This window comes from Bacteroides sp. FSHCM14E1, from assembly GCF_019633785.1.
Taxonomy (GTDB): Bacteria; Bacteroidota; Bacteroidia; order Bacteroidales; family Bacteroidaceae; genus Bacteroides; species Bacteroides hominis.
The window spans coordinates 60,732-81,203 of record NZ_JADKYL010000010.1 but is presented as its reverse complement, the minus strand read 5'-3'; the positions used below and the strand labels follow the sequence as shown (position 1 = coordinate 81,203).

Annotated in this window: 20 protein-coding genes and 2 tRNA genes; 17 read left to right on the top strand and 5 right to left on the bottom strand. The window is 48.0% G+C overall.

Features of this window, described 5'->3' with window-relative positions:
- Positions 1-198 precede the first annotated feature (198 nt).
- Positions 199-606: a pyridoxamine 5'-phosphate oxidase family protein gene (locus ISX59_RS15310; RefSeq protein ID WP_005807284.1), complete on the top strand. Its 408-nt coding sequence runs from the start codon at positions 199-201 to the stop codon at positions 604-606.
- A 954-nt stretch (positions 607-1,560) separates the two neighbouring features.
- Positions 1,561-3,636, top strand: a complete 2,076-nt coding sequence (locus ISX59_RS15305) for a DUF262 and DUF1524 domain-containing protein (RefSeq protein WP_005807282.1) — start codon at positions 1,561-1,563, stop codon at positions 3,634-3,636.
- Positions 3,637-3,880: 244 nt separating this feature from the next.
- Here ISX59_RS15305 and ISX59_RS15300 read toward each other — a convergent pair.
- Together ISX59_RS15300 and ISX59_RS15295 are read right to left on the bottom strand one after the other, a co-directional pair.
- Positions 3,881-3,954, bottom strand: a tRNA-Asp gene (locus ISX59_RS15300).
- Positions 3,955-3,985: 31 nt separating this feature from the next.
- Positions 3,986-4,059, bottom strand: a tRNA-Asp gene (locus tag ISX59_RS15295).
- Between the two features lie 350 nt (positions 4,060-4,409).
- On the opposite strand from ISX59_RS15295, the gene hisH reads away from it, so the two are divergent.
- The 8 genes from hisH to ISX59_RS15255 all read left to right on the top strand — a co-directional run bounded on the left by hisH (position 4,410) and on the right by ISX59_RS15255 (position 11,304).
- Positions 4,410-5,000 (top strand): imidazole glycerol phosphate synthase subunit HisH, encoded by a 591-nt coding sequence (gene hisH / locus ISX59_RS15290; protein WP_005780065.1) that lies wholly within the window; start codon positions 4,410-4,412, stop codon positions 4,998-5,000.
- Between the two features lie 39 nt (positions 5,001-5,039).
- A complete protein-coding gene (gene hisA / locus ISX59_RS15285) occupies positions 5,040-5,759 on the top strand; it encodes a 1-(5-phosphoribosyl)-5-[(5-phosphoribosylamino)methylideneamino]imidazole-4-carboxamide isomerase (RefSeq protein ID WP_005807013.1) in 720 nt (239 codons plus the stop codon).
- 118 nt (positions 5,760-5,877) lie between these two features.
- Positions 5,878-6,630, top strand: coding sequence for an imidazole glycerol phosphate synthase subunit HisF (gene hisF, locus ISX59_RS15280; protein ID WP_005807011.1), 753 nt, complete (start codon positions 5,878-5,880; stop codon positions 6,628-6,630).
- 177 nt (positions 6,631-6,807) lie between these two features.
- The gene (hisIE, locus tag ISX59_RS15275; RefSeq protein WP_188520558.1) at positions 6,808-7,419 is read left to right on the top strand and encodes a bifunctional phosphoribosyl-AMP cyclohydrolase/phosphoribosyl-ATP diphosphatase HisIE; all 612 of its coding nucleotides are present in this window, start codon (positions 6,808-6,810) and stop codon (positions 7,417-7,419) included.
- Entirely contained in the window at positions 7,404-8,102 is a 699-nt protein-coding gene (locus ISX59_RS15270; protein ID WP_032543839.1) for a cell division ATP-binding protein FtsE, read from the top strand. The genes hisIE and ISX59_RS15270 overlap by 16 nt, the downstream gene beginning before the upstream one ends.
- A gap of 31 nt (positions 8,103-8,133) precedes the next feature.
- Complete coding sequence (locus tag ISX59_RS15265; protein WP_005780056.1) at positions 8,134-9,453, top strand: aspartate kinase; 1,320 nt, start codon at positions 8,134-8,136, stop codon at positions 9,451-9,453.
- A gap of 137 nt (positions 9,454-9,590) precedes the next feature.
- A complete protein-coding gene (lysA, locus tag ISX59_RS15260; protein WP_032530439.1) occupies positions 9,591-10,754 on the top strand; it encodes a diaminopimelate decarboxylase in 1,164 nt (387 codons plus the stop codon).
- A 70-nt stretch (positions 10,755-10,824) separates the two neighbouring features.
- Positions 10,825-11,304, top strand: coding sequence for a ferritin (locus tag ISX59_RS15255; protein WP_005807003.1), 480 nt, complete (start codon positions 10,825-10,827; stop codon positions 11,302-11,304).
- A 250-nt stretch (positions 11,305-11,554) separates the two neighbouring features.
- Here ISX59_RS15255 and ISX59_RS15250 read toward each other — a convergent pair whose 3' ends face one another.
- The 3 genes from ISX59_RS15250 to ISX59_RS15240 form a co-directional block, all read right to left on the bottom strand.
- The gene (locus tag ISX59_RS15250; protein WP_005780050.1) at positions 11,555-12,175 is read right to left on the bottom strand and encodes a hypothetical protein; all 621 of its coding nucleotides are present in this window, start codon (positions 12,173-12,175) and stop codon (positions 11,555-11,557) included.
- 85 nt (positions 12,176-12,260) lie between these two features.
- Positions 12,261-12,587 (bottom strand): hypothetical protein, encoded by a 327-nt coding sequence (locus ISX59_RS15245; RefSeq protein WP_220576039.1) that lies wholly within the window; start codon positions 12,585-12,587, stop codon positions 12,261-12,263.
- An 86-nt stretch (positions 12,588-12,673) separates the two neighbouring features.
- Positions 12,674-12,985, bottom strand: a complete 312-nt coding sequence (locus tag ISX59_RS15240; RefSeq protein WP_005780047.1) for a DUF4248 domain-containing protein — start codon at positions 12,983-12,985, stop codon at positions 12,674-12,676.
- A 212-nt stretch (positions 12,986-13,197) separates the two neighbouring features.
- Here ISX59_RS15240 and ISX59_RS15235 point away from each other — a divergent pair, with 212 nt between their 5' ends.
- The 7 genes from ISX59_RS15235 to ISX59_RS15205 all read left to right on the top strand — a co-directional run bounded on the left by ISX59_RS15235 (position 13,198) and on the right by ISX59_RS15205 (position 20,394).
- Positions 13,198-14,142 carry a site-specific integrase gene (locus tag ISX59_RS15235; RefSeq protein WP_044301840.1) on the top strand — a complete coding sequence of 315 codons (945 nt, stop codon included), beginning with the start codon at positions 13,198-13,200 and terminating at the stop codon, positions 14,140-14,142.
- Positions 14,143-14,502: 360 nt separating this feature from the next.
- Complete coding sequence (locus ISX59_RS15230; protein ID WP_005806999.1) at positions 14,503-14,895, top strand: hypothetical protein; 393 nt, start codon at positions 14,503-14,505, stop codon at positions 14,893-14,895.
- A 24-nt stretch (positions 14,896-14,919) separates the two neighbouring features.
- Positions 14,920-16,065: a DUF3575 domain-containing protein gene (locus tag ISX59_RS15225; RefSeq protein WP_220576038.1), complete on the top strand. Its 1,146-nt coding sequence runs from the start codon at positions 14,920-14,922 to the stop codon at positions 16,063-16,065.
- A 56-nt stretch (positions 16,066-16,121) separates the two neighbouring features.
- Positions 16,122-17,057: a fimbrillin family protein gene (locus ISX59_RS15220; RefSeq protein ID WP_234185293.1), complete on the top strand. Its 936-nt coding sequence runs from the start codon at positions 16,122-16,124 to the stop codon at positions 17,055-17,057.
- 32 nt (positions 17,058-17,089) lie between these two features.
- Positions 17,090-18,106, top strand: a complete 1,017-nt coding sequence (locus tag ISX59_RS15215) for a fimbrillin family protein (RefSeq protein WP_188520553.1) — start codon at positions 17,090-17,092, stop codon at positions 18,104-18,106.
- 15 nt (positions 18,107-18,121) lie between these two features.
- Positions 18,122-19,090 carry a fimbrillin family protein gene (locus tag ISX59_RS15210; protein ID WP_188520552.1) on the top strand — a complete coding sequence of 323 codons (969 nt, stop codon included), beginning with the start codon at positions 18,122-18,124 and terminating at the stop codon, positions 19,088-19,090.
- Positions 19,091-19,251: 161 nt separating this feature from the next.
- Positions 19,252-20,394: a fimbrillin family protein gene (locus ISX59_RS15205; protein ID WP_220576037.1), complete on the top strand. Its 1,143-nt coding sequence runs from the start codon at positions 19,252-19,254 to the stop codon at positions 20,392-20,394.
- The last annotated feature ends 78 nt before the right edge of the window (positions 20,395-20,472 follow it).

Sequence of the window (20,472 nt, the reverse complement as noted above, 5' to 3'; positions counted from 1 at the left end):
GGTGATAAAGGAAATCTCCTTTAGAAAAGCGTTTCGGATTTGGTTTCGGGTACAGGCATTGTATCGCGAGCGTAAAATAAACTATGTCTGTAAGAAATTTAGTCTGCTTCTTATTCTGTAAAAGTCGTTTTTTTACAACGCCGGGGTAGGTGGGCAAGCTTATATTTGCAGGGATTATCAATCTAAATATCATATACAATGAAATCATTAAACGAAAGAGCAGTAGATTTGCTGCAAGGTTGTGAAACGGTAATACTCAGTTCGGTCAATCAAGAGGGATATCCCCGTCCTGTTCCTTTGAGCAAGATTGCTTCGGAAGGTATTTCTGAGATTTGGATGGCAACCGGAGAACATTCTGTGAAAACGAAAGATTTCCGGAGCAACCCGAAAGCGGGTCTTTGTTTCTACGAACAAGGGAATAGCGTTGCCCTGACGGGTGAAGTGGAGGTAGTGACAGATGCCGGACTCAAACAGAAGTATTGGCAAGACTGGTTTATCGCCCATTTTCCAAAGGGACCGACTGATCCGGAATACGTTTTACTGAAGTTCCGTTCTGAGCATGCCACGTTCTGGATCGACGGACAATTCGTCCATCGGAACATTTAACCCGTTACTCTGTATTCTGCTTCTTTTATGGTAAATCTTTTAGCTTCTGAGAGGTAGGTACAAAAAAACGGTACTTCGATTCACATCGCAGCACCGTCACAACACAAACACAAAATAAAACACGACAAAACTACTATGCAATCTTACCTGTCTATGCCGGGGAGGCATACGGTGCGACTATTATGGATATTCCCATAGGCATAAAGCGCTTCAGGCCGATTTGCATAATTATAAACGCAGAAGAAATCAATTTTGTTCAGGAGTGAGCAAAAAAAAATGTATTTTTTTCGAGTTATATGTATTTTCCCAAGTCTATGGCCGGCTCTCAATAGGCTATAACCGTGTATCGGGCACATTCAATAGAATCGCGTAGTTTGTTCGGTTCACATGGATATCTTTTAGTAAAGTGATGGAATATGTTTCAACCGTATTTCCCTGTGTTTCCTCTTTTTGCCTGATGACAAAAGATACATCCTTAGTTTTACTGACCAGTACTAACAATTCGATTAAGTGACGTAAATATTTGCTGCTGATCCAGATATTCTCTCGATGTATCTTATTATACTGATTGATTAGTAAATTCTTTGCTATTAAATATCGGTAATAGAATATTCTGAGTTAAGAATCGATCGATTGGATGATTTTCTTCTCAGAGTATCGATTAATATCGTCTACGAACAAGAAGATTCTCAAGTCCTTCGTGCACTTGTCCCGTGTTTTAATCAGAGTTTTAAGTTCCTTTTTAAATTTTGTAGTTTTATCATGGAAACTAACTCCCTTGTTAAATTGTGGACAATCATTAAGCTCTGTCTCTATTATGTTCAATCAAAGGTAGTGAGAAATATTATTGGTCAATGAACGGACAAAAACAGGAAGCTATTGATAATTTTCCTATTTTATTCTCTTATAATCGGGAAAAAGAATACTTTTGTTATCGTAAAATAAGCATAATCTATGAAAGCATCTTCCAATAATCTTTTAAGCATCATAAAGGGACCACGACAGTTTGTGATTCCCATTTATCAGCGTACATACAGTTGGCAACTGGTTCAATGCAATCAATTGTTGAATGATATTTTGCGTATTAGCAACGATTCTGCCGTCCAGGGGCACTTTATCGGTTCTATCGTTTATTTTCAGGAGAGTATACATACAGTGTCCGATGTGCCTAAACTTCTGGTTATTGATGGACAGCAGCGCTTGACCACCGTCTCTTTGCTGATAGCGGCTATTGCCGATTTTATAAAAGAGAATGCAGTAGAGATAGATACCAGCTTCACTAAACTTCAGAACTATTATCTGATTAACCCGGAAGAAGATAATGAATTGCGGTATAAACTTCTGCTGACCCGCAGAGATAAAGATACCTATATAAATTTATTGAAGGGGATTCCTCAGTCCGAGGGGATGTCACAACGCATCATTGAAAACTATGACTTCTTTAAAAGTAAGATAAACAAGGAGAATGTGGTAGCTATTTATAGCGGGGTACAGCGACTGTTTGTTGTGGATGTGGCTCTTGAAAAGGAGAAGGACAACCCACAATTGATATTTGAAAGTATGAACAGTACGGGACTTGATTTATCACAAGCCGACTTGATTCGCAATTACGTGCTGATGGGACAAGAAGTTCACTTGCAGACCTCACTTTATGAATCTTATTGGTATCCTATGGAACAAGGATATGGTAGTGAATATGCGGCGCTGTTTAATAGCTTCATGCGCGATTACTTATCAGTGAAGACAGGCACCATTCCTCGTATCGATATGGTGTACGATGCTTTCAAGGCCTATGTGATAGGGGGTAAAGCTCCCGATACGATCAGCGAAGTAGTCAAAGACATTTATACTTATTCCGGATATTACGTCAACATGGTGCTTCACAAAGAGCCGGATAAGCAGCTTTGCGGGGCTTTCAAACGCATCAGCCAGTTGAGGGTTGACGTTAGTTACCCGTTTTTATTACCGTTGTACAACGATTATGTCAACGAAGTTATCAGTAGGGACGAGTTCTACGAAGCTCTTTGTCTGGTTGAGAATTATGTGTTCAGACGCGCCATTTGCGGCATACCGACAAATAGCCTGAATAAGACGTTCGCTACTCTCTATAAGTCATTCGATAAAGCGAATTATATGGATGGCCTGAAAGCTGCATTCCTATTGCTGGATAGTTATAAGCGCTTTCCGAACGATACGGAGTTCACTACTTTCCTACAAACCAAAGATGTTTATAATTTCCGTAACAGGAACTACCTTTTAAATCGGTTGGAAAATTTTCAGCGTAAGGAGATGGTGAATATTTCTGATTATACCATCGAGCATGTTATGCCCCAAAATCCTAATCTATCACACGAGTGGCAAGAAATGTTAGGGGAAGGTTGGGTAGAAGTCCAGGGTAAATATTTACACACACTTGGTAATCTGACTCTGACTGGTTATAATTCGGAATTGAGTGATCGTCCGTTCCAAGAAAAGAAGAGTATGGAGGGAGGTTTCGACGATTCTCCTATTCGCCTCAATTCATATCTGAGGAAAATCAGTTCGTGGAATGAAGAGCAGATACTTGTGCGTGCGGGGCAATTGGCTGAGAAAGCTAAAGAAATATGGAGATTTCCGTTATTATCGCCGGAGACACTCGAAGTTTATAGATCTGCGGAGAGAGATTCTGCAGAGTATACGTTGGAGCACTATGAATATCTGAAGGGGGACATACTTACTCTGTTTCAGGCCTTGCGCAGAAGGATCATGAATATAGATCCTTCCGTAAAGGAGGAACTCAAGAAGTTGTATATTGCCTTTAAGGCTTATACTAATTTTGTGGATGTCGTGCCTCAGAAATCCCGGTTGCGTCTTTCTCTAAATGTAGCATTTGCAGATATACTTGATCCAAAAGGTTTGTGCAAAGATGTATCCAACTTGGGACGATGGGGCAATGGCGATGTAGAAGTCGGTATTTCGAATATGAATGAATTGGATGATATCATGGAGTTGATTCAACAAGCGTTTGATAAGCAAATGGAAGCGAACTGATTGTTTTTGTGCGTGATGTAGTCTGCTATGAATGACTTTTGTTCGGCATGTATTTAAATATGTTGGGCAAAAGTTATTTTTTAATTTCCGGATAGGTGGTTTGCTTTTGTATTAGTCGTGTCGGTTTTTGAATGCAATAAGGAAGGCTTTGTTGCTTTTAATTCTGTATTTTGATGGATATACTAAAAATCCTCTGTTTTCTTTGATAAAACAGAGGATCATATAAAATTATTATTAATATTTGCGGTGCGTACGGGACTCGAACCCGTGACCCCATGCGTGACAGGCATGTATTCTAACCAACTGAACTAACGCACCAATTTTATTTTTTTTATTAAGATTTGAGATGCGGTGCGTACGGGACTCGAACCCGTGACCCCATGCGTGACAGGCATGTATTCTAACCAACTGAACTAACGCACCAGTATTTCATTTCTTAATCGCTATCTCTCTCGATTGCGGTTGCAAAGGTAGGCATTTTTCCGAAACCTGCAATAGCTGAACGAAAAGTTTTTTGAAAAAAATGAAGCGATTTTGGCTTAGTTCCTCATTTTTAAGTCATTTAGTTTGAAAAAAAAGTGTGAAAAAATAATAGTGTAATTGGTCCCCTGTTTTCCTTCTGTTTTCCCTTTCGGATAATACTTATTCGTTATTATATGCCGAAAATCTTTCTATCTGTTATAAATCTATCTTTTAATTCAAACTTCTTGCTCCGATTTTTCGTGGTTTTGCAATAATTCGTTATTTTTGCGGACTAAATGTAGTACATTAAAATGAAAGTAGCAGTTATCAAATATAATGCAGGTAACATCCGTTCTGTGGACTATGCATTGAAACGCCTGGGAGTGGAAGCGGTGATTACCTCTGACAAAGAGGTGTTGAAAGCCGCTGATAAAGTGATCTTTCCCGGGGTGGGGGAGGCTGAGACTACTATGCTTCATCTCAAAGAGAGTGGTATGGACCGTTTCATTAAAGAACTCCGCCAGCCGGTATTGGGCATTTGTCTGGGCATGCAGCTGATGTGTCGTTTCTCCGAAGAGGGGAACGTCGGTTGCCTTGGGATTTTCGATACCGACGTGAAACGTTTTGTGCCCCGGAAACACGAGGATAAGGTACCCCACATGGGATGGAATACCATCGGTCAGTTGAAGAGTGACTTGTTCAAAGGATTCACCCGTGATGAATTTGTTTATTTCGTACATAGTTATTATGTACCCGTCAGTGAGTTTACGGCTGCCGAGACCGATTATATCCACCCTTTCAGTGCCGCTTTGCATAAAGATAACTTCTATGCCACCCAGTTTCATCCCGAAAAAAGTGGGGTGGCGGGTGAGAGAATTATAAAGAACTTCCTGGAGCTCTGATTCCCCCGGAAGTTTAAACCGTTAATTGAGAACAGACAGATGATAGAATTAATTCCGGCCATTGATATTATCGACGGGAAGTGTGTACGCCTTTCCCAGGGAGATTATGATAGCAAAAAGGTATATAATGAAAACCCGGTGGAGGTTGCCAAGGAGTTTGAGGCCAATGGCATCCGGCGTCTGCACGTTGTGGATCTGGATGGTGCTGCTTCACATCATGTGGTCAACTACCGGACACTCGACCTGATAGCCAGCCGCACTTCGCTGATTATCGATTTCGGCGGTGGGCTGAAGAGCGACGAAGACCTGATAATCGCTTTTGAGAACGGGGCGCAGATGGTTACCGGCGGCAGTATAGCTGTCAGGAACCCTGATATGTTTTGTCGTTGGATAGACCGTTACGGCAGTGAAAAAATCATTCTGGGCGCCGATGTCAAAGATCATAAGATAGCTGTCAACGGTTGGAAGGACGAAAGTGACTGTGAACTTTTCCCTTTTCTAAAAGATTATACGAAAAAGGGCGTTGAAAAGGTGATCTGTACCGACATCAGTTGTGACGGTATGCTGGCCGGACCTTCCCTGGAACTGTATAAGGAGATACTGACAGAGCATCCCACCCTTTACCTGATAGCCAGTGGTGGAGTGAGCAGTGTGGCCGACATTGAAGCGTTGCACGAAGCCGGGGTGCCTGCCGTCATTTTCGGCAAGGCTCTTTACGAGGGGCGTATCACTCTTAAAGAGCTTCAGGCATTTATTTAACCACAGGGTAATGCGGAGTTTTACAGAGTTCTGTTTTCTCTAATCGTTGCACTCTTTGGAGTTCTGTGTAATTTTGTGGTCAACCATTAATCAAACGTAAAATCGTAAATATAGAATCGTGTTAGCAAAAAGAATTATACCTTGTCTCGATATCAAAGACGGGCAGACCGTGAAAGGGACGAATTTCGTAAACCTCCGCCAGGCCGGTGATCCGGTAGAATTGGGGCGTGCCTATAGCGAGCAGGGAGCCGACGAACTGGTGTTTCTTGATATTACCGCCAGTCATGAAGGGCGTAAGACTTTTGCCGAACTGGTCCGGCGGATTGCTGCCAATATCAGTATTCCTTTTACCGTTGGGGGAGGGATCAACGAACTGAGTGACGTAGACCGCCTGCTCAATGCCGGTGCCGACAAAATTTCCATTAACTCTTCCGCCATTCGCAACCCGCAGCTGATAGACGATATTGCCAAGCATTTCGGGTCACAGGTATGTGTGCTCGCGGTAGATGCCAGACAGACCGGAAACGGATGGAAATGTTATCTCAACGGTGGGCGTATCGAGACTGACAAAGAACTGATGACGTGGACCAAAGAAGCTCAGGAGCGCGGAGCCGGCGAAGTGCTGTTTACCAGTATGAACCACGATGGAGTGAAGACCGGATACGCCAATGAAGCCCTGGCGGAGCTGGCCTCCCAACTCTCCATACCCGTTATCGCATCGGGCGGAGCAGGCCGGATGGAGCACTTCCGCGATGCTTTTACACTTGGTAAAGCAGATGCCGCACTGGCAGCCAGTGTTTTTCACTTCGGAGAAATTAAAATTCCCGAATTAAAATCGTATCTTTGCGGCCAGGGAATTACCGTCAGGTAGAAAGCGCGAGCAAATCTTAGCCTGAAGATAAAAGACGATATAGAAATGAATTAAATAAGAGTTCACCACAGATTACACAGATTAACACAGAACTTTTAATCGTAGATAATCAGAGAGATCAAAGATTAATCAGTGAAAATCCGTGTAATCTGTGGTGAACCCGAAAACATAAGAACCATGGATTTAGATTTTGATAAAATGAACGGACTCGTTCCGGCTATCATACAAGACAACGACACCCGCAAGGTGCTGATGCTTGGCTTCATGAACAAGGAGGCTTACGAGAAAACTGTTGAAACCGGGAAAGTAACCTTTTTCAGCCGTACCAAGAACCGTTTGTGGACTAAAGGTGAAGAGAGCGGTAACTTCCTGAATGTCGTGTCTATCAAAGAAGATTGTGACAAAGACACTCTGCTGATTCAGGTAAATCCGGTCGGTCCGGTATGCCATACCGGAACTGATACTTGTTGGGGAGAGAAGAACGAAGAACCTGTCATGTTCCTCAAGTTGCTGCAGGATTTCATTGACAGACGTCACGAAGAGATGCCCGAGAAGTCCTATACCACCAGTCTGTTCGATTCCGGTATCAACAAGATTGCCCAGAAGGTAGGTGAAGAGGCGGTGGAAACTGTTATCGAAGCCACCAACGGCACAGACGACCGTCTGATCTACGAAGGTTCCGATCTGATCTATCACCTGATTGTATTGTTGACTTCCAAAGGATACCGCATCGAAGATCTGGCACGCGAATTGCAGATAAGACATAGCGACTCATGGACGAAACACTGATTCACTATACCGACGTAGAGATACATCAGCAGGAACTCTGTGTGCTGAGCGATGTCAATCTGCAACTGCACAAAGGTGAGTTCGTTTACCTGGTGGGTAAAGTAGGCTCCGGCAAGACCAGTCTGCTCAAGACCTTCTATGGTGAGCTTGATGTGGCTTCTGGCGAAGCCGAAGTGCTTGGTTACCGGATGACATCCATCAAACGCAAGCACATTCCGCAGTTGCGGCGCAAGCTGGGCATTGTCTTTCAGGATTTTCAACTCCTCACTGACCGTACAGTGAACGACAACCTTGAATTCGTGCTTCGCGCTACCGGGTGGAAGAATAAACAAGAGATCAGGGAGCGCATCGCTGAGGTGCTCAACCTTGTCGGGATGGAGAATAAGGGCTATAAACTGCCTAATGAACTTTCGGGTGGCGAGCAACAGCGCATCGTGATAGCGCGTGCCATGCTCAACTCGCCGGAGATTATCTTAGCGGACGAGCCTACCGGGAACCTCGATGTGGAGACTGGAAAGGCCATTGTCGAACTGCTGCACAACATCTGTCAGGCGGGATCATTGGTAGTGATGACCACCCATAATCTCCAGTTGGTTACCGAATATCCCGGACAGGTATACCGGTGTGCCGAACACCGCATTGTCAATGTGACGGACGAATTTGTGAAAAGAGAAAATAATTAATATACATACTAATTTTAACACAGTAACGAAAATGAAAGTTTTAAAGTTTGGAGGAACTTCCGTAGGCTCTGCACAGCGGATGAAGGAAGTGGCCAAATTGATTACCGATGGTGAAAGAAAGATTGTTGTCCTCTCGGCTATGTCGGGCACAACAAACACATTGGTGGAGATTTCCGACTATCTGTACAAGAAGAATCCGGAAGGTGCCAACGAGATTATCAATAAGCTGGAGGCTAAATATAAACAGCATGTTGACGAGCTTTACGCTACTGAGGAGTATAAACAGAAAGGGTTGGAGATCATAAAATCTCATTTCGACTATATCCGTTCGTACACCAAAGACCTCTTCACCCTGTTCGAAGAGAAAGTGGTGCTGGCACAGGGCGAGCTGATCTCTACCGCTATGGTCAACTATTACTTGCAGGAGTGTGGCGTGAAATCCGTATTGCTTCCGGCTTTGGAGTATATGCGTACAGATAAGAATGCGGAACCCGATCCTATCTATATTAAAGATAAACTTCAGGCACAACTGGAACTCTATCCGGATGCTGAAATTTACATCACCCAAGGCTTCATCTGCCGCAATGCTTATGGCGAGATTGACAACTTGCAGCGTGGTGGAAGCGACTATACCGCTTCACTGATCGGTGCCGCTATCCATGCTTCCGAAATCCAGATCTGGACCGATATCGACGGTATGCACAACAATGACCCGCGCATTGTCGACAAAACAGCACCGGTGCGCCAGCTGCATTTTGAAGAAGCTGCCGAGTTGGCCTACTTCGGTGCCAAGATTCTGCACCCCACCTGTATTCAGCCTGCCAAATATGCCAACATTCCGGTCCGCCTGCTGAACACCATGGACCCTCTTGCGCCGGGCACACTGATCTCCAACGATACGGAAAAAGGTAAGATCAAAGCAGTAGCTGCCAAAGACAATATTACTGCTATCAAGATCAAGTCGAGCCGTATGCTGCTTGCTCACGGTTTCCTCCGCAAGGTGTTCGAGATCTTTGAGAGCTACCAGACTTCCATCGATATGATCTGTACGTCGGAGGTAGGAGTTTCCGTATCTGTCGACAATACCAAGCACCTCAACGAAATTCTGGACGACCTGAAGAAATACGGTACCGTTACAGTCGACAAAGACATGTGTATCATCTGCGTCGTAGGCGACCTGGAGTGGGAGAACGTAGGTTTCGAAGCTAAAGCGCTCGATGCTATGCGCGACATTCCTGTGCGTATGATTTCGTTTGGCGGTAGCAACTATAATATTTCCTTCCTGATTCGTGAGTGCGACAAGAAGGTTGCTTTGCAGTCGCTCAGCGATATGCTGTTCAACGGCAAATAGAAATGAATTAGGTTTACCACAGATTGCACAGATTAACACAGAACTTTTAATCTTAAAATATCAACGAGATAAATTATTAATCTGTGAAAATCCGTGTAATCTGTGGTGAATTCAAAACTGATTAGTAATTTTTCAAAATGAAAACTGTATTCCCCATTCATAAATTCCGCGAGTTGCAGACCCCTTTTTATTATTATGATACAAAGGTGCTTCGCGACACGCTGGCGTGCGTCAACCGTGAGGTGGCACGTTACGACAACTTCAGTGTACACTATGCCGTCAAGGCCAATGCCAATTCCAAGGTACTGACCATCATCCGCGAAAGCGGACTGGGTGCCGACTGTGTCAGCGGAGGTGAAATCCGTGCTGCCATCAAAGCCGGTTTTCCTGCCGGGAAGATCGTCTTTGCCGGTGTAGGCAAAGCTGATTGGGAGATCAACCTGGGACTCGATTACGATATTTTCTGTTTCAACGTCGAGTCGGTTCCTGAATTGGAAATCATCAACGAACTGGCCGCTGCCAAGGGCAAAGTAGCCAACGTTGCTTTCCGCATCAACCCCAATGTCGGTGCGCATACCCATGCCAATATCACTACCGGGCTGGCCGAAAACAAATTCGGCATCAGCATGCACGATATGGATAAGGTGATCGACGTGGCTTTGGGCATGAAGAACGTGAAGTTTATCGGCCTTCATTTCCACATCGGTTCGCAGATTCTCGATATGGGGGATTTCATTGCGCTTTGCAACCGTGTCAACGAGTTGCAGGATAAGCTCGAAGCCCGTCACATCCTCGTGGAACATATCAACGTAGGCGGCGGACTGGGCATTGATTACGATCACCCCAATCGTCAGGCCATTCCGGACTTTGCCGACTACTTCCGTACGTACGATGAACATCTGAAACTTCGTCCGCACCAGACTTTACATTTCGAACTGGGGCGTGCCATCACGGGACAATGCGGTTCGCTGATCTCCAAGGTGCTTTATGTCAAGCAAGGCACCAACAAGCAGTTCGCCATTCTCGATGCCGGTATGACCGACCTGATTCGTCCGGCACTCTATCAGGCCCATCACAAGATGGAGAACCTGACTTCCGAGGATACGACAGTTGAAACCTACGACGTGGTAGGTCCCATCTGTGAGTCGTCCGACGTTTTTGGCAAAGCCGTCGATCTGAATAAGGTGAAGCGTGGCGACTTGATTGCCCTTCGTTCCGCCGGTGCTTATGGCGAGATTATGGCTTCCGGCTATAACTGCCGTGAATTACCGAAGGGCTATACTTCGGAGGAATTAGTGTAATCTCCGAACAATCTATCTTTTAAAATTGTTATTTTTGTAGTGATTTTAATAACTTAAAATGAATACGATTATGATTTCAGAGAAATTACAGAATGCAATTAACGAACAGATTACAGCCGAGATGTGGTCTTCTAATCTGTATTTGTCTATGTCTTTCTATTTTGAAAGAGAAGGTTTTAGCGGTTTTGCACATTGGATGAAGAAGCAATCTCAAGAAGAGATGGGGCATGCTTATGCCATGGCCGAATATATTATTAAACGTGGCGGTACGGCCAAAGTAGATAAGGTAGATGTTGTTCCTACCGGTTGGGGTACTCCCCTCGAAGTGTTTGAACACGTCTTTGAGCACGAACGCCATGTATCGAAATTAGTGGATGCATTGGTCGACATGGCCGCAGCCGAAAAAGATAAAGCGACTCAGGATTTCCTTTGGGGATTCGTTCGCGAACAGGTAGAAGAAGAAGCTACTGCACAGGGCATTATCGATAAGATTAAGAGAGCCGGTGATTCCGGTATTTTCTTTATCGACTCTCAGCTCGGTCAGCGATAAGGTTGTTCACCACAGAGTACACGGAGTACACAGAGTTTTAATGTTTTTCACCACAGATTACACGGATTAACACAGATTGAGAAATAGATAAATCTGTGTTAATCCGTGTAATCTGTGGTGAGCGATTGATTTCTCTCATAGTTCCGGTTCTATTTTTCGGTGTTCCCCTTTTAATTTTAAATCTGTGTTAATCTGTGAAATCTGTGGTGAACCCTGATTCGTTTATATATAATGTACGCGCGCGTGTACCTTACATTTCATATTCATTCAGAAACGCTTTATCCGCCAGATACATCGCTGCTTGTTTGCAGAACCGTGTGTCATTCAAGTGACAATAGTATTCCTCCACGCTTTCGATGGCTGCCTGTCGTTCGGGTTCGCTCAGCTTTTTCCATTCGCGCCTTGCACGTCCGATGTTTACTTTGGCTGTTTGCGTCATCTCGTGATACTTTTCCCAGAAGAGGTGGAAACTCCGGTCCGACGAACTGTTTCCCGTTTCATACGCTTTCAGCTTCCCCGTCCATAAGTCGTAGTTGTTGACTCGTATCCGCATCATTCCGTTGGGAGAGGGTAGCCGCTCGATGATGCCTTCTTTGATCATTGCATTGAAGAAGTGCCGGGTTTGCGTGCGTTTCCAGCCCAGCAGGCTCGCCCAGTGGAGCAGGCTGTGGGGTGATTCTCCGCGGTGGCAGATGAAGTGCTGTCCGCACGAGTCGCACTCCGTATCCGAGTAGTTGACGTTCATCAATACCCGTATCAGGGCTTCGAATCGTCCCTCTGTTTGTCCGTGAGTGGCGAAATAGTTTTCTAACAGAGATTTTGGGATGACGATATAGCCTTTTTTCAGCATTTCGACAGTTGGTGTTTTCATGGCAGTTTTGTTTTTAATGGATTTCTAATCTGATTTCTCACCACAGAGTAACATAGAGAAAATATTTTTTCAAGTGTACCGGTTATCAAAAAGAAACAAAAACTTTGTGTCGCTCTGTGCTACTCTGTGGTGAACTCTCCGCAAAAGTACCCTCCCTTCGCCCTCTCTCCAAAAAACGGGTTCTGATTGGTTGGAACAAGTCACTCTCTGTTGCTTCCTGTTTGTTTTTCGGGGGGGATAGGCTGGGGAGGGCGGCTACAGAGGCTCCGTTTCTCTCCGGCAGAGCCTCTGTCGGCCTGTGACGGAGGCTCTGTTTGCCTGCGTTTGAGGCTCCGTTTCCTCCCCGTTTCGTCCTCCATAGGTGGGCCAGTGCCGGAGCCACCTTTTCTCTGTCTCTTATCGTTTGGTTCACAGATGTTTATGCGGTGTCTTGTCACCCCTCAAAAATATCAGGTGGGCCATATAATAAATACTAACAAAAAAAGATATATGAATATATCAGTCGAATTTCCGGTCACGATTGAGCAGAGTCTCCCTCAATTCCGGGTTTCGGGTGATCAATAATCCTGCTTCGTCCGGCATGCCCCAATGCCGGATGATGATACTGATTTGTCTGGGAGAAAGCATCAGGGTGTGCGGGTGGTATTCCGCTTCCGCCAGTTCCCGGGCAAGTCGGGGGTGCTTCTGTATTTCGCTGCGGAAGCGGCGGATTGCTGAACTGTTGGCCTGTAAGTCCGGAAAATAAGCGACGGCTACGGTGGATATCGGATGGAATCCTTCGAGTAGCCAGTTTGGGTGTTGATTGTTCATGTTTTTAAATCATTTAAATGTTTATAATTTCTGCCGAAAAGCAGTTAATTTACATTTTGGGGCGCAAAGATATATGAATTTTTTGAATAGTTCTTTTCCCCCGATCCCTCTGTTTATCGGGCATTTGGTCATTTGTCCTGATGTTTCATCGCGTGCGCCCGCAATGAACCGGAACGCGCGAGAGGTGTTATTTGTAATTAAATTGATAAAATATGAAAAAACAAAGTTTAACATTTTATTTAGCTTCTCTGGTCAAAAAGATGAAGTCGGGCGGGCGTTACGGCACTGCCCACGTGTACGATTGTGCCATGAAGTCGTTCTCCGCTTTTTGCGGAAATAAGGCTGTTCCGTTCGGTGTGCTCACGCCCGAATGTCTGAAACGGTACGAAAATCATTTGAGGGGAGCGGGTAAGAGGGAGAATACGGTTTCCACCTACCTCCGTATGCTCAAAGCCGCTTATCGCAGGGCAGTTCGCGAGAAGATAGTAGAGGACTATGACCCTATGCTGTTCAGCGACGTCGGCACCGGTACGCGTGCCGGTATCAAGCGTGCCATCGAACCCGATGTCATGAGCAGGATACTCAATGCCGACCTTTCCGCACTTCCCAAGTCGCTTCGTACGGCATGCGTACGCGCCAGCCTGATGTATCGTTTCCGTGGGATGTCTTTTGCCGACTATGCCTATCTGCCTGCCGAGGGCTTGCAGCCCAAGAAGCGGCTGACGTACAAGCGTAAGAAGACGGGGCGTGCGCTGACTGCCCTTGTTTCGGCGGAGACGCAGGCTCTGATCGATCTCGATGCAAACTCTCAGGAGGGATCGGACTATCTTTTCCCCATCCTGGGGACCTGCGAATGGGGGAGCGAGGCGGGATATAAAACGTATCAACGGGAACTCCGCAAGTTCAACCATCGCCTGGACAGGCTTTCCAAGGTGTTGGGGCTGGGTGTCCGCATCAGTTCGTATACCATCCGCCATACATGGGCAACAACCGCCTTCCATCAAAAAGTACCGATAGGCTTGATTGCCAATGCTATGGGGCACTCGTCCGTTAAAGTGACGGAGACGTACCTGAAACCTTTTGAAGAGGAAGAGTTGAACCGTGTCAACGAAGGAATCATAAAGTACACTATGGGACAGATGAATGCTGCTGTGTAGTAGTATCTGGCTGATAATCAGCCGTTAATTTGTAGGTAACGGCACGAATATAATTGCACAAAAGTGAACAAAACAAAGCAAATATCCAAATAAAACCGTAAATAATTTCGTTTAAATCTCCAAATAATCTTCCATACTGTCTTTTTTACCTGCCTTTTTATCTTTTTATGAAGAAAAACCGCATGTGAGTGGCTTTCACATTTAAATGTTTAAATGCGATATTGACATTTTATGCCGGTTGCTAAACGTATAAATGTTTTTATTTCTGATGTTTAGAGAGTAAGACGCCCGCTGACACTTCGGTCTGTCATGTGCCGTTACCTACAAAGTAACGGCCATCACACAACAAAACAAGAAAATATGCTTACAGCAATTACTCAGGAAGCCATCAGGCTTTTGCGTTATATCTATTATCGGGACACATCCTGCGGCTGTCCTTACCATCCTGCTGACTGTATTTTTGAAGATGCTTCCGTACTTCTGCTTCAATTAGAGGGCGGAGGCTTGGTTCGTTGTGTCTGTCGGGAGGCTCCGGATAAGCCGGAGTCGTACGAACTCTGTAAGCCTTTGGAGTCTGTCAACCTTTTATCCCTTTTGCTGATACTGAACGAGGGTGTACACCCGGTTTCTCCCGACGTGGACGAACAGCGTGTCTACGGACGCTATGGAGTAGTCGCTTCCCGTATGGGTGTGGTCAACCAGATGATGCGCAGCATCTTCGGTGAGATTCATTTGACGGAATTGTGTTTGTAATTTGATTTTTAGAGATTGTCTGCCATGAACCGGATTTTACTTCTGCTCCTATATGTCTTTCTGCTTTCCGCCCCTGCCTTGGGACAAGAGGGCGGCGTTTGCCCTGCCCGGCGGTGCGATTCGCTGCATACATTCCGTTTTGTACAGGGGCGTGATGTGCTGTATGCCGACTATCGTGGCAACGACCACGAACTGAAACGGCTTTTTGCGGCAGTCACCGCTTTCCGTTCCTCCATCGTGGATGGAAAGATGCGCATCTACGTAGACGGTTACTGTACGTCGGGGAGCAGTGTGCGCGATAATCTCCGACTGGGTTATGTACGCAGCAGCCGTGTGAAATCCGAACTTATCACCCGCAAGGGGATGAAAGAAGCCTGGTTTGTGACACACAACCATGCCGTGCCGTGTCCCGACGAGGAGCGCGATGTGGTGGTGGTATGCCTGCGCGAACCGTTGGCGGCTGATACCCTGAGCCCTTCCCGCTATGCCGGGTATGCCTCCCGTTATCCGCTTTTGCCCGCACGGGCTCCTTCGTTGCCGGAAGGCGGAACGTGCCCGGCACCTGCTCTTCACGAACAGTCCCGCCCGCTCGCGGCGGAGCACACATACCCTGCGCAGGTCGGGCCCTCGCGGGTCATCTTCTCCCTGAAAACCAATCTGTCCGACTGGGCGGGTCTGACGCCGGAGGGTCGTTTGGCGGCTTTCCGTCCCAACCTGGCTGCCGAACTGTGCTTTGCCCGTCGTTGGTCAGTGGTGGCCTCGGCGGCATATTCCGGTTGGAAAGGGGGGAAGGAGCACCGTTTCTGGGGTGTTTCGGGCATTAGCCTCGAATCCCGCCTGTGGCTTAGGGGAGACGGGCGTTACCGCCGGTTCTATCTGGGAGTTTACGGGCAACTGGGCGACTTCGACTATCAGCCCTCACCTTCGGGAGATGCGGACGCTACAGGAGCCAGCCGCACAGGACGCTACTGGCATACCGGACTTTCTTTCGGTGTCTATCTGCCCCTGTCACGCCATTGGGGGATAGAAGCCGGGATACGTGGAGGCTATCGCAATGCCTCGGCGAAGGCCTACGACAACGAGCCGCCCCATGCATACTATCATCACGGTGCCTCGTCCGTCCGTTGGGGGCTGACGGGGATCAACGTGGGCGTGGGGTATAGGTTTTAATAATAGTGGTGAACTAAAACAAGAAGATTGGGAATATGATATTCAAGCCGAAATATATGATAAAAGCGGTCGCTCTTATTGGCTTCTGCTTCTGCTCCTGCACCGAGCGCACCCTTGAGCCGCGTCCCGAGGTAGAGCCTGTCCCCATCCGGCTTTACACAGGCATCCGCACCCGTGCGTTGGTCAGCGTCTTTGGCGAAACTTCCGTGGGCATTGCCTATGGAAGCCGCACGGGAGAGTACAACGGTGCCTGGGACGGGGTGGCTACGGACAACGAGATCCGCCTCACCCCCGAACGCTATTATCCCGCTGACGGTTCGGCACTCTTTCTGAGGGGATATTATCCCCCGGCTCCCCTGGCGGTGGATGGCAGCCTGACTTACCGGCTCACGGGCGAAGAAGACCTGATGCTGACCGGGGAACAGTCCGGTTCGCTGTCGTCACTTTTCGGTCCGGCGGAAGAACAATCGCTGATGTATCGCCATCTGCTGACCCGACTCAGTTTTGCCCTCACCATCGAGGCGGAAGACACCGAAGGGCTTCGCGTCCGTGAGCTCCACCTCAATGGCCTGGCGGGCGAGGTCAGCCTTTCGCTTGCTACGGAACTGCTTACCGCTGCGGATGAAACGGTTTCGGTGCCCATCTATACCGTTGAGGAAGGAGGGGACGGATTAGGGTTTACCGATGGCAAACTTTCTCTTCCGGGCTATGTGTTGGTGCAACCTTCGGCTACGTTCACCCTCGACCTGACGCTGGCCGTGGACGATGACCGTACACACGACCGGGTCTACCGGGAACTTCCCATCCGTTTCGAAGGAGGCGGGACGGGCGAGGGAGGCATCTCTTATACGGTGAAGGTGGAGTTACCCTCACCTTCCGCACCCGATCCTGTAGAGATAAGCGCCGTGGCCACAGTAGGAGAGTGGCAGGCGGGGAAACCGGGAAGCGGCGAACTGGATGGAGGCAAGGTAAGCGGTGAATCCTTGAAATAACAACTATATTATTAACTATAAACTTAAAAAAAATGATGAAAACGAAATTAAGTGTAGCGGCCATGGCACTCCTATTGGCGGGCTGCTCAAGCAATGACACGGACAGTCTGCCCGAGGGTCCGGTGAACGCAACCCCTATCCGGGTGTCGCAGAGCGTACAGGGTCTGGCCACCAGCCGTGCTGTGGCTGCCGAAGGAGCCGAGGTGACAGCTACCGTGCTGATGCACGACGGAACATCGGGAGATTGGACGGAGTTTACTCCGGTCACCAAGAACGATGTTGCCGATGACGGAACGCTGAATGCACGTGCCACTGTGTCGAACACCACTTTCACGGTAGGCGGCAGTTCTGCCGCCACTTTAGGGCTGAATCCCACTCTTTACCATCATGCGACAAGTGCGGAGACCAATTCTTTCCTGGCGGCAGTCTCTCCCGCAGGCGAGGTGAGTGCGACTACAGTAAAGATCCTTCAGACAGACGGACAGCAGGACGTGATGTATGCGAAGGAAGTAGAGGCCGGCAACAGCGGGGTCTCGCAAACAGCCGCTCTGGTTTTTGATCACCTCACCACTCAGCTTAATTTTGCGATGAAACTGGAACCGATTGCCGAGAGCAAAGGAGAGTGGGCAGGTAAAACGGTCAGCCTGAAAAGCATTGAGGTGCAGGAGGCTTATCGTCCTACCATGGTGAACGCCACCAATGGCGATGTGACGTGGGACAATATCAATGGTGGTACTCTTCCTGTCCCGGGCATTTCTAACAATGTGCTGTCGGCGGAAGCCGTGAAAGTGGGTACACCGGTCATGATCCGTCCTGCGGCTAAACTGACGGTTTGCGCCATTATCAATGTAGGCGGCACAGATATTCCTTTCCACAATGTGCCCGTTAAGGCTGCGAGCGGAGATGATCTGGCTACAGTGAAAGGCGAAGCCCACCTGATCACCTTGACAGTGAAAGAGCCGAAGGGTGCGAATGCTACCAAAGTGACGGCTACCGCTACCGTGACTCCATGGAAGGCCGGTGCTGACGGCAGCGCGACATTAGAATAAATTTCCCTGTAGCCCATGTTGACGAAACACTCTTTTACACAGATAAGCCTCTTCGCCCTGCTGGGCGCATGGGTTTCCGGCTGTACGGCCGCCGGCGACTCTCTCTTGATGGAAGAGAGGGTCCCGGTGCAGCTCTGCGCACGGGACGGAGCGCTGTCGAGGGATGCCGCTGCCGGCAATCTGCCGGAACAGGAGTTCGAAGCTACGGTGGCACTTTCTACTGTGAAGGGTGACTACGCTTCTTTATCGGAGGCATACGAAGGCGCTTGGGACGCCACGGTCCGGACTGACGGCGCTATGGAGTGGAAAGCGGCGGCGGAAGCCGAGCCTGTATTCCCCCCTTCGGGCGACTGGCTCTACCTGACTGCTTTCGCTCCGGCGGCCGTTCCGGTAAGCGGCGTGGCGTCTTTCGTGCTTACGGGACAGACCGACCTGCTTTATGCCGCCGAGCTTCGCGGCAACAAGTGGGAAGGTGAGCGCTTTGCCGGCAACCGCTTGAAGGCGGACCGTCCGCTGGAGTTCAACCACCTGCTCACACAGCTCTGCTTCAAAGCCTGCAAGGGCCTGACGGACGGAGTGGCTGTAAGCATCCGCCGGATTACGGTGAACGGGGCGCTGCCTTGCGCTGCCTTGACGTTGGCTACGGGAGTGCCGGTGTTCAGCGCTACGGAGGAACATCCCGCCGGACTCTCACTGAGCCTTGCCGGACCGGGAACCGAGGTGACCGGTACCGCTCCCGTGGAAATAGGAACGATACAGGTGCCCCCTTTACAGGCGGGCGACACCTATACACTGACTGTAGAAACTTCCATAGGCACGTTCAGCGGTTTAACGGTGAACTACGTCGCCGGAGAGAATCTGTTGCAGGCAGGCATGTCCCACACCGTGACGCTGACCATCAATGACCATGAATTAGGAATCACCTCCGTGACCGCGCAACCGTGGACTACGGTGACGGTGGACGGTGACCTGGAGGCGGAATAATTTCACCACAGAGTAATTTCACCACAGAGTACGCAGAGTACACAGAGGGGATTTATTCAAGAGGTATTAGATAGAAAGACTAAAAAAAACTCTGTGTCCTCTGTGTCCTCCGTGGTGAACTCAAAAGAAAAACGAATTATATATCAAAGGAAAAACGAAACATGATGAATCATAATATGAAAATACATTGGCTGATCGCTCTTCCGGCGTTGCTTCTTGCCGTCGGGTGCAGTGAGAGCGCATTGCCCGGAGAAGGTCCGGACGAAGAGGAAAGAGTAGAATTGCAGGTGTCGCCGCAGGTGGCACTGACACGCAGCGCGATACAAGGCACAGATGCGTCTGCGGACGGAACTGCGATGGGAAGCATCGCGGTATACGCAAGCAACACGACGACCAATAATACGACGAATAATTATGGGCTTTATACCTATAGTGGCAGCAATTGGAGTAATAGCGGTACGGATAAGATTTATCTCTCAGCGGAAGAGGCGAACATCTATGCGCATTATCCGGCCTATAAACCGGGGGCAGGCGGGGCGCTTGCGACAACCGGTACCGCTTTGAAGGTGAACGGAAGCGGGCAGGTGACTGCTAATTCTACCGTGAATATCTCTGTATTTCCGGGGACAGAATCTGCTGCGATTGATGCTTCAACAGATAATAGCGGTAGCAGTACAGAGCTTCTTACAGCTTCGGGAGAAGTGGACTATATGTATGCCGACCAAACAAGTACTCCGAAAGCCAGCTATAAAAAAGGCGTATCCGGTAAAGAGGGAACGGTCACTCTCTCCATGAAGCATGCCCTTGCCATGGTCAGCTTCCGGGTATACGCGGATCATACTTATAAGAATACCGGTGCGTTAACCAAGTTGGTGCTTGCTAACAAAAGCGGCACTATACTAAATGATGGCGGTACCACTCCTACAATGAAGATTTCGGACGGTACGATAACCCCGGGAAGCAGTCCTGCGGCAGCGACCTATACACGAGGTATCTCGAATTATACTTTGCAGAAAGCCTCGGCTGACACTCAGCAGGCCAGAACCACAGCCCAGGACGCTTCGAAAAAAGTAAGTATCTTGGTGCTGCCCGAATCGACGCAGGACAAAACGAATGTAGAGGTCACCCTCAAGATTGACGGTCAGGATTATGCGGTCAGTCTCGGTAATGCTGCGACGAATGCCTGGAAAGCCGGCGAGAATTACCTCTACACCGTCAAGCTCAGCGGTAAAGAACTCTCTATCACCAGCGTGACCGTAGCCCAGTGGAGTGGAAAAACCGGAGGTTCTTTAGAAATACAATAGGTAATAGTTATGAAATACATTCACCACAGAGGACGGAACGAGCAATGATGAACGACCAGCGATCAATGATCAATGATG